This is a genomic window from Streptomyces sp. NPDC005195, assembly GCF_040608315.1.
In the GTDB taxonomy this organism is placed as follows: domain Bacteria; phylum Actinomycetota; class Actinomycetes; order Streptomycetales; family Streptomycetaceae; genus Streptomyces; species Streptomyces kaempferi.
In genome coordinates this window covers 178,819-191,655 of the sequence record NZ_JBEXHZ010000002.1, presented here as the reverse complement: position 1 = coordinate 191,655, position 12,837 = coordinate 178,819, and the positions used below count along the sequence as shown (strand labels likewise).

Sequence of the window (12,837 nt, the reverse complement as noted above, 5' to 3'; positions counted from 1 at the left end):
CTGGGGTCCAGGTCGCGTCAAGTCGTGCTCTCGGGGCGGGGCTTCTTCTGCCAAGGGTAGGTGGGACGGCGCCCCGGCGGAGTGATGGCGGAAGGCGTCGGCACGTCGGCCGGGTGCGACCGAGGGGGCCCCGGCCAGGTCTTGCTGTCGGAAGCGGTCGCGTCCGGAGCCGGTGCGTCGGGCCACGAGGATGTGGGGTCCGGCTCGGTCGTCCAGTGCCGCAGCGCGCCCGCCTCGACGTCTATCTGCGCGCTCAGCGAGTCCAGATCGTCCTCGGCGAACCGGCGGGCCCGGTCCCGCGCGGCCCAGCGCAGCGAGTCCGCGGACCCGGTGATCCGCTCGGTGCGCTCGCGCAGTCCGGGCAGCCGGGTGGCCAGGGTGCCCTTGTCCGGCTCCGTCTCCAGTCGCTTGAGCTCGTCGTCCAGCTCCCGCCCGTGCGCGCTGAGCCGCTCGAAGAGCCCCAGGGACTCCTTCAGGGACTCGTCCTCGCCCACGCCCGCTTGCAGCGCGTCCTGCGTGGCCCGCATCGAGGTACGCAGCCTCAGCCGCAGCTGGGCGATCTCGCCGGCCGGGCCGAACTGGGCGAAGGTCCTGGCGCGCAGCGTGCTGTCCTCGACCGTGCGGCGGGCCTGCGAGATCGTGCGGTCCACGCCGCGCTTGGCGGCGCCGATCACCCTCACCGTGGCATAGGCGCCCAGGACCACGAACAGCAGGAAGAGCAGAGCGATCACTGCGATCACGGCTTCCACCACGCCCCTCCTCCCGACGGTCGCGGCGGCTGCCACGACACTCCTCAACGGTAAACGCGACGGGCAGGTTCGGAGTTCCGGAAGAACCCCGAACCTGCCCGTAGGGGACTACCCCGACGTCCCGGCCCGAAAGAGGCCGCACGACGGGGAGACCTCACGTCACCCCGCGCGCGGACCCGCTCGCGGGCTCCCGCGAAACCGCCAGGACACCTGGCCGCCAGGGACACCTGTGAGCAGCCCGCGCGCGGGCCCTCCGGTCCGCCCTAGGCGGTGACGATGTTCACCAGCTTCGGCGCCCGCACGATCACCTTGCGGATGCCCGCTCCGTCCAGCGCCGCGACGACCTTCTCGTCGGCCAGCGCGATCTTCTCCAGCTCCGCGTCGGAGATCGACGGGGAGACCTCCAGGCGCGCCTTGACCTTGCCCTTGATCTGCACGACACAGGTCACGGCCTCGTCCACGACGTACGCCGGATCGGCCACGGGGAAGTCCTGGTGGACCACCGAGTCCGAGTGACCCAGCTTGCGCCACAGCTCCTCGGCGATGTGCGGGGCCAGCGGCGCGATCAGCAGCACCAGTGCCTCGGCGACCGTCCGCGACACCGGGCCGCCCGCCTTGGTCAGGTGGTTGTTCAGCTCGGTGACCTTGGCGATGGCCGTGTTGAAGCGCAGGCCCTCCAGGTCCTGGCGCACACCGTCGATCGCCTTGTGCAGGACCCGCAGCGTGTCCTCGTCCGCGCCGTCCGCGCCGCCCGTGCCGCCCGTGGCGTCCTCGACGACGGTGACCGCGCCGGTGGTCTCGTCGACGACGTTGCGCCACAGACGCTGCAGCAGCCGGTACTGGCCGACCACCGCGCGCGTGTCCCACGGTCGCGACACGTCCAGGGGACCCATCGCCATCTCGTACAGGCGCAGTGTGTCCGCGCCGTACTCGTCGCAGATCTCGTCCGGAGTGACCGCGTTCTTCAGGGACTTGCCCATCTTGCCCAGCAGCCGGGAGACCTTCTCGCCCTGGTAGTAGAAGGCGCCGTCGCGCTCCTCCACCTCGGCGGCCGGTACGGCGATGCCACGGCTGTCGCGGTACACGAAGGCCTGGATCATGCCCTGGTTGAACAGCTTGTGGAACGGCTCCGCCGAGGAGACATGGCCCAGGTCGAACAGGACCTTCGACCAGAAGCGCGCGTACAGCAGGTGCAGCACGGCGTGTTCGGCGCCGCCCACGTACAGGTCGACGCCGCCGGTGGGCTGTCCCTCGCGCGGGCCCATCCAGTACTGCTCGATGGCCGGGTCGACCAGCTTCCGGTCGTTGTGCGGGTCCAGGTAGCGCAGTTCGTACCAGCAGGAACCGGCCCAGTTGGGCATGGTGTTGGTCTCGCGGCGGTACTTCCGCGGGCCGCGGCCGTCGCCCAGGTCCAGGGTGACGTCGACCCAGTCCTCGTTGCGGGACAGCGGCGTCTCCGGGGAGGTGTTCGCGTCGTCCGGGTCGAAGGTGCGCGGTGAGTAGTCCTCGACCTCCGGCAGCTCCAGGGGCAGCATCGACTCGGGCAGCGCGTGGGCGACGCCGTCCTCGTCGTACACGATCGGGAAGGGCTCGCCCCAGTAGCGCTGACGGCTGAACAGCCAGTCGCGCAGCCGGAAGTTGACGGTGCCCTCGCCGATGCCCCTGCGGGCCAGCCACTCGGTGATGCGCGCCTTGGCGTCGACGACGCCCAGGCCGTCCAGGGAGACCTCGGCGCCCGAGGAGTTGACGATCTTCGCGTCGTACGAGGCGAAGGCGTCGTCCCACGTCGAGGGGTCGGTGCCCCGGTCGTCGCTCGGCTCGACGACGCAGCGCATCGGCAGCTCGAAGGCGCGCGCGAACGCGAAGTCGCGGGTGTCGTGCGCCGGGACGGCCATGATGGCGCCGGTGCCGTAGCCCATCAGTACGTAGTCGGCGATGAACACGGGGATGCGCTCGCCGCTGACGGGGTTGGTGGCGTACACGCCGGTGAAGACGCCGGTCTTGTCCTTGGCCTCGGCCTGACGCTCGACGTCGGACTTCGACGCGGCCTGCGCACGGTAGGCGGCGACGGCCTCGGCCGGGTTGGCGTGCGCGCCGGTCCACACCTCGTGGGTGCCCTCCGGCCAGGCCGCCGGGACGAACTTGTCGACCAGCGGGTGCTCGGGGGCCAGCACCATGTAGGTGGCGCCGAACAGGGTGTCCTGGCGCGTGGTGAAGACCGTGATGGCCTCGCCGTCGACCGGGAAGTCGACGCGGGCGCCTTCGGAGCGCCCGATCCAGTTGCGCTGCTGCAGCTTGATGGCCTCGGGCCAGTCCAGCGCCTCCAGGTCGTCCAGCAGGCGGTCGGCGTACGCCGTGATCCGCATGTTCCACTGCCGCAGCTTGGCCTTGAAGACGGGGAAGTTGCCGCGCTCGGAGCGGCCGTCCGCGGTGACCTCCTCGTTCGCCAGTACGGTGCCCAGCCCGGGGCACCAGTTGACGGGCGCGTCGGAGGCGTACGCCAGCCGGTACTCGCTCAGGGTGTCGGCGCGCTCGGTGGCGGTCAGCTCGTTCCACGCGCGCGCGTGGCCGTCAGCGCCCGCGACGGCACGGTCACCGCTCTCGAACTGGGCGATCAGCGCGGCGATCGGACGGGCCTTGCCGGCCTCGTCGTCGTACCAGGAGTTGAAGATCTGCAGGAAGATCCACTGGGTCCACTTGTAGTACTCCGGGTCGATCGTGGCGAACGACCGGCGCTTGTCGTGGCCCAGGCCCAGCGCGCGCAGCTGGACCTTCATGTTCTCCATGTTGGCCTCGGTGGACACGCGCGGGTGCGTGCCGGTCTGCACGGCGTACTGCTCGGCGGGCAGGCCGAAGGCGTCGAAGCCCAGGGTGTGCAGGACGTTGTGACCGGTCATCCGCTGGAAGCGGGCGAACACGTCGGTGGCGATGTAGCCCAGCGGGTGCCCCACGTGCAGGCCCGCACCGGACGGGTACGGGAACATGTCCATGATGAACTTCTTGGGCTTCGCGGCCAGCTCGGGATCGCCCGCCAGGTCCCCGCTGGGGTTCGGCGCCTCGTACGTGCCCTCGGCGTCCCAGAAGTCCTGCCAGCGTGCTTCGATCTCCGCGGCCATCGCGGCCGTGTAGCGGTGCGGCGCTGCCACCTCGGAGGCGGCAGCGGGGTTCGTCTCGCTCATGATCCTCAAAGCTCCATCGATCGTCTCTGCCAGCGGCTCAGAAATGAAAAATCCCCTCGCACAGGAGGGGAGGCCGCGCCGATTCCGACCACGGGTCGTCAGTGGTCGGGACTGATCAGCGCGGCTCACTAAGCAGAAGGCGTACGGCACGCATGGCGTCAGGGTACCGCAGCACCCGCGCGTGTCGCGACGGGCTTCCGGGGCACGCGACACGCCGTGCGACGGTCACGATCGCGCCAAAAAACTGAACAATATTCAAATATTACTTCGCGTAACGGACTCTAAGGGACAACACAAGGGCCTGGCGGCCCTTTGATAACAACGTAATAACTGAATCTCGTATCCCTCAGGAGGGACTCGACCTAGAGTGCCGCTTCGGGACCGCTTCCCCGAACCGTTGGGAGTAACCCCCCTATGAACCCTCGTCGTAATGGCAGCACTCTTCCCCGCCCAGGTCGCTCCGCCTATGGAGTGGCCACCGCTGCCATTCTGCTTCTCATACCCGTGGTCGTACTGGCAGGAGGCAACGGAGTCCGGGACTTCCTCAACTTCGGCGCCGGCGTGCTGTCCCTGGTCGCTCTCTCCTGCTCCGTCATCTGGGGGCTGGTGGCGACCGACCGGCTGTTCCTGAACACCCGGCAGCGCCTGGTGGCGCAGGCGGTGCACCGCACGACCTCCGTCTCCTCGGTCGCCTTCCTGCTGCTGCACATCTCGGTCAAGCTGGCGCTCGACCACACCGTGCTGATCGCCGCGCTGATCCCGTTCAGCCTCGGCGTCTCCGGGACGGCCGGACTCATCGGCTTCGGCTCCCTGGCCGGACTGCTCATGATCTTCACGGCCATCACCGGAGCGCTGCGCGGCGCCTTCGCGTCCCCGGCCCCGGTCGCGTCCCGCTGGCGCGCGATGCACATGCTGGCCTACCCGGCCTGGTGCTCCGCCCTGATCCACGGCCTCTACGCGGGTCGACAGGCGAAGCCGATCTTCACGATCCTGTACAGCCTGTGCCTGGTCGCGGTCATGGCCGCGCTCGCGCTGCGCGCGGCGCCCGCCCCCTACAAGCGCAAGATCGCCGACCGGGTCCTCGCGCTCCTCGGTCAGGGCAACGGCTACAGCGCCCGCATGGCACGCGAGGAGCAGCTGGCGGCATCCCGTGCCGCCAGGGCCGAGAACACCATGCCGGGCTTCGCGCCACGCCCCGGACAGCAGTCCGCGGGGGACTCCTTCGTGCCGCCGCAGCGCACCCCGGGCCCCGAGCAGTCGCTCTACCAGACCCCGGCGGACCCCGCCGCCGCGGGCGGGGCGCCCGGTTTCGCGGCCGCCTACCGGGCCATGTCGGGAACGCCCGGCGGGAACCCCGCGGGGGCGGCGCCGACCGAGCGCTTCCAGATGCCGATGAACACGCAGCCCACGGAGACGTTCCCACGCGCCGACGGCAGCAGCCCGTCGGGCAGTTGGCCCATCCCCTCGCCGCCGCCGGTCGGCGAGGCGCCCCGCTCCGCGTACGACCCGCTCGCCGACACGGGATACAACATCCCCGTCTACGACAATTCGGCCACGCCCGGATACGGCACGAGTGACGTGTACAACACCGGTGAGTCGAACCCGGCCTTCGGCACGTACAACACCAACGACACGTACGACAGCGGTCCCACGACTGACGTACTGCCGGGTGCCTTCGACGCTCCTGGCTCCGGTGAACCATGGAACGCCCCTTCCGGAGGCTTTAAGTGAACGAGGCCCTGCCCGACGTCCCGGAGGTCCGCGTCGTCGGACTTCCGCAGCTCACGTCGGGTTTCGACCTGGTTGAACGGCTCGACCTGCCCATGCACCTCAAGGTGCACGGGCCGCTCGAGCCGATGGGCGGTGAACAGCTCGCGGGCCTCGCCGAGGCCATCAACCTGAAGGGCCGCGGCGGCGCGGGTTTCCCCTTCGCCAGGAAACTGCGCTCGGTCGCCGAGTCGGCCATCAGCAAGGGCATCCGGCCCGTGGTGGTCGTCAACGGAAGCGAGGACGAACCCGCCTGCCGCAAGGACACGGTGCTCATCAACCGTGCCCCGCACCTCATCCTGGACGGAGCCCTGCTGGCCGCGGAGGCCATGGGCGCCCGCACCCTGGTCATCGGCGTGACGCGTGAGTCCACCCAGCGGTCCATGGAGGCCGCGCTGGCCGAGCGCGGCCTGAGCGACCGGCGCGGATCGCCGCTTCGCGCGCGCGTGCAGCGCAATCCGATACGCATGGTGACCGGGGCCGCGGCCTCGCTCGTCCGTTCCATCGACGGCGGCCCGGCCATCCCGCCCGGCCGCAAGATCAGCGCGTCGCAGACCGGCGTGGGCGGCGCGCCCACGCTGCTGTCGAACGCCGAGACGTTCGCGCAGCTGGCCATCGCCGCCCGCATCGGCCCCGACCGCTACCGCAACACCGGCCTGTACGACGAGCCCGGCACCGTCCTGCTCACCGTCTCCGGCGCGGTCGCGCGCCCCATGGTGATCGAGGTTCCGACCGGCGTACCGCTGCGGTACGTGCTCCAGCTCGCCGGCGCCCCGCCCATGCCGCAGGGCGTGCTGACCGGTGGCTACCACGGCAAGTGGCTGGACGCGGCGGCGGTCAACGAGGCGATCGTCTCGCGCGACAACCTGGCCGCCGTGGGCGGCGCGCTCGGTGCCGGCGCGATCCTGCCCATCACCCAGGAGACGTGCCCGCTGGGCGAGTCGCTCCGAGTGGCGCAGTGGCTGGCCGAGGAGAGCGCGGGACAGTGCGGTCCCTGCTACCTCGGCCTGCCCGCCGCGGCGCGCGGTCTGGAGGACATCCTCAACGGCGGCGGTCCGGCCGCCCTGGAAGCCGTGAAGCAGGTCGCCAAGGCCGTGAAGCGACGCGGTGCGTGCTCCCACCCGGACGGCTCGGCGATGTTCATCGAGTCCACGATCAAGGCGTTCACCGACGACCTCGCCGCGCATGTCCTCGGAAACGGCTGCGGAAGGCCCGTGGAGGGCGTTCTGCCGCTCTTCGAGGGCGGCCAGACCCCGACGGGCATCCCGGGCGGCCAGGCGCTGGAGGAGGCGGGCCCCAGCCGTCAGAAGATCTACGTCGACTGGACGCTGTGCCGCGGGCACGGCCTGTGCGCGGACATCCTGCCCGAGGTCTTCGAGCTCGGCGCGGACGGGTTCCCCACCGTCGCCCAGGCACAGGTCCCCCGGTACGCGGAGGCGAAGGCGCTGCGCGCCGTACGCCGCTGCCCGGCGCTCGCCCTGCGCCTCGAGGAGGACACCAGATCCTCCGCGCCGGCACGCAACAACCTGCCGGTGCTGTCGCAGCGCCGTGGCCGCCGGGCGCTCGGCAGCGGCCGCTGAACACCACGAAGGCGGGCCACCCGGATCGGGTGGCCCGCCTTCAGATTCTGTGGAGCTAAGGAGAATTGAACTCCTGACCTCCTGCATGCCATGCAGGCGCTCTACCAACTGAGCTATAGCCCCTTGTTTTGTTCCGCCCGGTCTCCCCGGCGGCTGAGCAAACATTACACGGTCCTCCCCGTGCACCACCAAATCGATTCCGCGCCGCTCGGACAATACGGACATGCCGGATGGTGCCGACCTCCGTGACCGTGATCGCCCTCCCCCGTGCCCGTCGCCACGCGCCCGTCGCCCGGGGGCATGCCTGTCGTCGTCAGCCGTCTTCTGGTGCGCGCAACCGGCCGCGCACGTGTCGATGAGCGACCTGACGGTGTACCGGGCGGAGGACGCGCCCGTACGCGCTGGGGGCGACCTCCGAGCGCCGCGCACGACCGGGGCTCATCTGCCCGCCGCCTGCCCGCCGTTCGCCGCCCCGCCGTTCACACCGCTGACCCTGCTCCCGGCGACGCGCGGGAGGCATCCGCCGTCGCCACCGCCGTGGCCCTCAGCTCGTACGCGCTGTGGCGGGTACCGCACGGCCACGGTCGGCTCGAACTCCACCGGAACGGCGCCCTGTCGGCCCTGTCGGCCCTCTACAGGGGAGCCGGCCGCACCTTCCTGGCCCTTCTCCGGGTCAGGCTGTCGCGAACGAGTAGAAGCGCTTGAGCGTGCAGTGCTCGTCGAGGAGCCGCCCGTAGATCGGCTCGCCCTCCAGCTCGCGGTACGTCTCGATCGGATCGCCTTTTATGATCAGCGCCCGCGCGCACTCCTCGCACCAGTACTGGTAGTCGTGGTTGACCGGTTCCATGTCGCGGACGATGGGCGTACCACTGCCGCACCAATCGCACTTTCGCCTGTGTGCACCCATCGATCAGCTCCAGCTGTGGCCGCAGGCCGTGCACACGTAGGGGATCCCGCCGCTGTCGCCGAGGATCTGGGCGATGTGGACGGATCCGCGGGAAGGACAGTCGAGGCGAGTGGCTCTTCTACGTTTCGGTGCCACTTCGAGAAGATCGTGGACCCCCTCGAGGATGCTCGCAGGCATCGCTTCTCCCTCCCGTCGGGCCGCGCCCCCTTCCGGCCGTTTGATTCTGCCACGGCCGGAGCAATACGGTCAGCGACGCCTTCGTACCAGTCCGGACACAGCACCCGACGTAACCGTCGCGGCCAGCGCATACGTGCACATGAGGAGCGCGTCCGCAGAGGTATACGCCCCCGGAGCCCCAAGTGACTCAAGCCGGTTCAAGAAGAGTGTGCCCAAGGTCGCACGGCGGTCCAGGGCACACGAAAAATCCCGCCCCCCAGGGGGACGGGATCTTTTTCACCGAATCTTCCACGACTCCGGGGAGTCGATCTGTGGAGCTAAGGAGAATTGAACTCCTGACCTCCTGCATGCCATGCAGGCGCTCTACCAACTGAGCTATAGCCCCTTGCGTTCTTCCCGCCCTGCGGGGCGAACAAGAAGAACTTTAGCCTGCGACCTGCCGGAAAGTGAAATCCGGTCCCGACGGGTCCATGGGACCGGACGGAGGGCCGCTCGAGCCGCTCAGTCGTCGTCCCCGAGCACCGGCTCCGGCAGCGTGCCGGCGTTGTGCTCCAGCAGCCGCCAGCCCCGCGCACCCCGTCCGAGGACGGACCAGCAGCAGTTGGAGAGGCCACCGAGGCTCTCCCAGTGCTGTGACTCGAGGCCGAGCAGACGCCCGATGGTCGTACGGATCGTGCCGCCGTGACTGACGACCACGAGGGTGCCGTCCTCGGGGAGTTTGTCGACGTGCCGCAGCACCACGGGAGCGGCGCGGTCGGCGACCTCGGACTCCAGTTCGCCCCCGCCGCGGCGCACGGGCTCGCCGCGCTTCCAGGCGGCGTACTCGTCGCCGTACCGGCCGAGGATCTCCTCGTGCGTCAGGCCCTGCCAGACGCCCGCGTAGGTCTCCCGCAGGGCCTCGTCGTGGGTGACGTCCAGGCCGGTGAGGTCGGCCAGCTCGGTGGCCGTGGCGGCGGCGCGCCGGAGGTCCGAGGCGACGATCGCGTCGGGCTCCAGCGAGGCGAGCAGCCGGGCGGCGCGCCGGGCCTGGCCGATGCCGGTCTCGGTGAGCTCGACGTCCGTGGAGCCCTGGAAGCGGCTCTCCACGTTCCAGGAGGTCTGGCCGTGCCGCCACAGGATGACGCGGCGGCCCCGGCCCGGCTTCCTGCCGGCCCCGGCGATCACCGCAGCTCCTCCAGTTCGGCTGAGTCCTCCTCGGCCCGCAGCTTGGCGTGCTCGGCGCTCTTGCCGCGGGTGGCCTTGGCGTCGGCCGGCAGATCCAGCTCGGGGCAGTCCTTCCAGAGCCGCTCCAGGGCGTAGAAGACGCGCTCCTCGCTGTGCTGGACGTGCACGACGATGTCGACGTAGTCGAGCAGCACCCAGCGGGCCTCGCGGTCGCCCTCGCGGCGCACCGGCTTGACGCCGAGCTCCTTGCTCAGGCGCTCCTCGATCTCGTCGACGATCGACTTGACCTGGCGGTCGTTGGGTGCGGACGCCAGCAGGAAGGCGTCGGTGATCGACAGCACATCGCTGACGTCGTAGGCGATGATGTCGTGCGCGAGCTTGTCGGCGGCCGCCTGCGCGGCGGCGGTGATGAGCTCGATGGAGCGGTCCGTGGCGGTCACTACGCGGCTTTCCCTCGGCGGTCAGTAATGACTCAAGGGTCTCACGGACAGCCGAGGGCACCCCACGCGTTTCCGCGGCCGCGCCCCGAGAGCCCCGGGACACGGCCGCGGACACCTCGTGATCGCGGCCGTCACCGCCGATCACGCGGCGTCACCCGGTCGAGGTACTCACCTTGTAGTCCTGGCCCAGGACCACGGACACATCCGCGTTGGACGTCGTCCTGCCCTTCGTCACCGCGCTGGTCGGCAGGTCCAGGGTCTTCGCGACCTCGACGGCGTCGTTCTTCTTCGCGTCGTCGGTGTACGTGATCCGCGACACGCTCTGGGCCGCGGCCGCGGTGCCGGAGTCCAGGAAGGTGTATCCGCCGTTGACCACGACGACGCGGGCCTTCTCCGTGGCGGACTTCACGCCGGTGGCGTTCCTGATGCCGACCCGGACGGCGGCGCCGGCGTCGGGACTCTTCGCGCTGCCGCCGAGCACGTCCTTGACCACGCTGTCGGTGGCGCTCTGGGTCAGGGTGCCGTCCTGCTGCACGGGCAGCAGCGCCGTCTTGTAGTCGCCGCCCTTGGCGAGGTCGGCGAGCTTGGCGAGGAAGACGCCGAGGTCCTGGTCGGTCAGCGGCGGGTCGAGGATCTGCGCGAGGGTCTGCACGGTGGTCGTCGCGGCCTGCTTGTCGGACGACAGCTTGCGCAGGACGCCCTGCATGACCTGCCCGAACCGCTCCAGCTGGGCGTTCTGGGCCTCGCCGGGGGCGCGGTAGGTCGCGTAGGCGACGGCCGCCTTGCCGCTGAGGGTCTGGTCCTCGCCCTTCCTCACGAGGGGCGGCTCGCCCTTCTTCTTCGCACCGGGGTCGGGCACGGTGGCGTTGGTCGTGATGTCGATGTTGCCGACGAGTTCGACGAGGTTGCTGAGATAGGGGGTGTCGAGGCGCCAGGTGCCCTGGATGTCGGTCCCCAGCACCGTGTCGATCGCGTCCTGCGTCCCGGAGGAACCGTCGTCGTCGACAGACTTGGCGAGCGTGGTCGTCGAACCGTCGTCGCCCGTCAGGGCAAGGGAGTTGGGCAACAGGACGGTGGTGCCCCGCTTGGTCGTGGTGTTGTCGACGAGCAGCGCGGTGGAGGTGCCGCCGCCCTTCGTGTCGTGCAGGTGGACGACGAGCACGTCGCGGTTCTGGGCGCTCGACGCCGTCGTCACGGCGGGCTTGTCGTGCGAGGAGGCGCCGGGCAGCTTGCCCGCGTACCAGAGGTAGCCGACACCGCCGACCACGACGAGGGCGAACACCACGACCAGGGCGACGATCCGGCCGCGGGCACGGCGGCGGGCCTCCTCGCGGCGTTCGGTGCGGTTCTCGGTGAACTTCAGCCAGTCGATGACGTCCTCGGACTCGGCTTCCTGCTCCTCGACGAACGCGAACTGCTCGGTGCCGTAGTCCCGGTCGGCCCGCGGCCCACCGTCCTCCGTGGAGCCCGCCTGCTGCGGGATGTACGCGGTCTGCTCGGCGACCCGCGGCTGCTGCCCGGTGCTCGCGGCACCGGCCGTGCCCGGGGTCTGTCCGCCGTACCCGGAGGGCCCGTCCTGGGCCGCCCGCCCGGTCTGGACCGGAGGACCCGGCCGGCCCGACTGAGCTGTCCGACCCGCCCGGCCCATGCGTCCGTTCTGCCCGCCGCGCTCGGTCTGCGCCGTGTGCGCCGCGTGGGGAGGCTGGGGCGTCCGGGCCTGCTGCCCGTAGGGGTCGTACGCCGTATCCGCCCCGTCGGGAGCGGGCGAGCCGGCTCCGTACGGGTCGTACGCGGGGACGGACGCCTGCTGACCGGTGTCGTAGGAGGACACCGGCTGCTGACCGGTGTCGTAGGAAGACACCGGCTGCCGGCCGGTGTCATAGGCCGTCCCGCCGTTCGCGTACGGGTCGTAGCCGTAGCCCTGGGACTGCTGGGACTGCTGGGGCTGCGCGTACGGGTCGTAGGTCTGCTGGGACGGCTGGGGCTGCACCTGCCGGTACACAGGCTGCCCGAACTCGTCGTAGCCGACGAGCTCGTACTGGTCGCCGCCCGTGTATCCGTCGTATCGGTCGTTCACCGGTGCCCCTCTCGGCTCACTCGCCGCGGTACAGCTCACGCTTGTCGATGTAGCGCACTACACCGTCCGGCACCAGATACCAGACGGGATCTCCTCTGCCGACCCTCGCACGACAGTCTGTCGACGAGATGGCGAGCGCGGGAACCTCGACGAGCGAGACCCCGCCCTCGGGCAGCCCGGGGTCGGTCAGGGTGTGACCGGGCCGGGTGACTCCGATGAAGTGCGCGAGGGAGAACAGTTCTTCGGCGTACCGCCAGGTGAGGATCTGGCCGAGCGCGTCGGCGCCGGTGATGAAGAAAAGGTCGGCGTCGGGGTTGAGAGCACGCAGGTCGCGCAGGGTGTCCGTGGTGTAGGTCGGTCCGCCGCGGTCGATGTCGATCCGGCTCACCGAGAACTGCGGGTTCTCGGCGGTCGCGATGACCGTCATCAGATAGCGGTCCTCGGCCGGCGAGACCTTCCGGTCGGACTTCTGCCACGGCTGCCCGGTCGGTACGAAGACCACCTCGTCGAGGTGGAACTGCGCGGCGACCTCGCTGGCCGCCACCAGGTGCCCGTGGTGGATCGGGTCGAACGTCCCGCCCATCACGCCGAGACGGCGCTTGCCGGGAGTCGAGGGGCCGTTGCGGCGCCCAGTCGTCAGCCGGCTCACGCCGCCACGCACCGCGCCACCCGCTGCGTCACCGACGGAGCCGCTCTCCGAGTCACTCGCCGGACCGGTAGGCATGTGCTGCTCTCCCATGCGTGCAGACCCTACCGGCCCGGTCGACGGGCTCCGCCCGACAGGGGTCCCGGGGACG

At 70.4% G+C, this 12,837-nt stretch carries 9 protein-coding genes, 2 tRNA genes and 1 pseudogene; 2 read left to right on the top strand and 10 right to left on the bottom strand.

The genetic code is table 11. The features are described from left to right. Positions 1-17 precede the first annotated feature (17 nt). Together ABZV34_RS03425 and leuS are read right to left on the bottom strand one after the other, a co-directional pair. A complete protein-coding gene (locus tag ABZV34_RS03425) occupies positions 18-749 on the bottom strand; it encodes a hypothetical protein (protein WP_356271011.1) in 732 nt (243 codons plus the stop codon). Between the two features lie 263 nt (positions 750-1,012). Then, entirely contained in the window at positions 1,013-3,928 is a 2,916-nt protein-coding gene (gene leuS, locus ABZV34_RS03420; RefSeq protein WP_356271009.1) for a leucine--tRNA ligase, read from the bottom strand. A gap of 414 nt (positions 3,929-4,342) precedes the next feature. Between leuS and ABZV34_RS03415 the strand changes: the two genes are divergently transcribed. Further along, on the top strand, positions 4,343-5,659 hold the full coding sequence (locus ABZV34_RS03415; RefSeq protein WP_356271008.1) for a cytochrome b/b6 domain-containing protein: 1,317 nt from the start codon (positions 4,343-4,345) through the stop codon (positions 5,657-5,659). Further along, positions 5,656-7,275, top strand: a complete 1,620-nt coding sequence (locus ABZV34_RS03410; RefSeq protein ID WP_356271006.1) for an NADH-ubiquinone oxidoreductase-F iron-sulfur binding region domain-containing protein — start codon at positions 5,656-5,658, stop codon at positions 7,273-7,275. Before ABZV34_RS03415 ends, ABZV34_RS03410 begins: the two co-directional genes overlap by 4 nt. A gap of 50 nt (positions 7,276-7,325) precedes the next feature. Here ABZV34_RS03410 and ABZV34_RS03405 read toward each other — a convergent pair. The 8 genes and pseudogenes from ABZV34_RS03405 to nadD form a co-directional block, all read right to left on the bottom strand. After that, positions 7,326-7,398: transfer RNA gene (locus ABZV34_RS03405), tRNA-Ala, on the bottom strand. Between the two features lie 550 nt (positions 7,399-7,948). Beyond that, complete coding sequence (locus tag ABZV34_RS03400) at positions 7,949-8,182, bottom strand: hypothetical protein (protein ID WP_010986886.1); 234 nt, start codon at positions 8,180-8,182, stop codon at positions 7,949-7,951. Between the two features lie 246 nt (positions 8,183-8,428). Continuing rightward, a pseudogene (locus tag ABZV34_RS03395) lies at positions 8,429-8,572 on the bottom strand (MFS transporter); the annotation flags it as partial. A gap of 99 nt (positions 8,573-8,671) precedes the next feature. Continuing rightward, positions 8,672-8,744 (bottom strand) — tRNA-Ala (locus ABZV34_RS03390). 116 nt (positions 8,745-8,860) lie between these two features. Next, a complete protein-coding gene (locus tag ABZV34_RS03385; protein ID WP_356271005.1) occupies positions 8,861-9,523 on the bottom strand; it encodes a histidine phosphatase family protein in 663 nt (220 codons plus the stop codon). Beyond that, positions 9,520-9,963 carry a ribosome silencing factor gene (rsfS, locus tag ABZV34_RS03380; RefSeq protein WP_356271003.1) on the bottom strand — a complete coding sequence of 148 codons (444 nt, stop codon included), beginning with the start codon at positions 9,961-9,963 and terminating at the stop codon, positions 9,520-9,522. Before rsfS ends, ABZV34_RS03385 begins: the two co-directional genes overlap by 4 nt. Positions 9,964-10,114: 151 nt before the next feature. Next, positions 10,115-12,040, bottom strand: coding sequence for a LytR C-terminal domain-containing protein (locus ABZV34_RS03375; protein ID WP_356271001.1), 1,926 nt, complete (start codon positions 12,038-12,040; stop codon positions 10,115-10,117). A 16-nt stretch (positions 12,041-12,056) separates the two neighbouring features. Next, positions 12,057-12,779 (bottom strand): nicotinate-nucleotide adenylyltransferase, encoded by a 723-nt coding sequence (gene nadD, locus ABZV34_RS03370; protein WP_356270999.1) that lies wholly within the window; start codon positions 12,777-12,779, stop codon positions 12,057-12,059. Positions 12,780-12,837 lie beyond the last annotated feature (58 nt).

Bases quoted from the DNA above. Each gene is read 5' to 3' on its own strand.
- ABZV34_RS03400 (WP_010986886.1), bottom strand. From the start codon at position 8,182: ATGGGTGCACACAGGCGAAAGTGCGATTGGTGCGGCAGTGGTACGCCC.
- leuS (WP_356271009.1), bottom strand. From the start codon at position 3,928: ATGAGCGAGACGAACCCCGCTGCCGCCTCCGAGGTGGCAGCGCCGCAC.
- ABZV34_RS03415 (WP_356271008.1), top strand. From the start codon at position 4,343: ATGAACCCTCGTCGTAATGGCAGCACTCTTCCCCGCCCAGGTCGCTCC.
- nadD (WP_356270999.1), bottom strand. From the start codon at position 12,779: ATGGGAGAGCAGCACATGCCTACCGGTCCGGCGAGTGACTCGGAGAGC.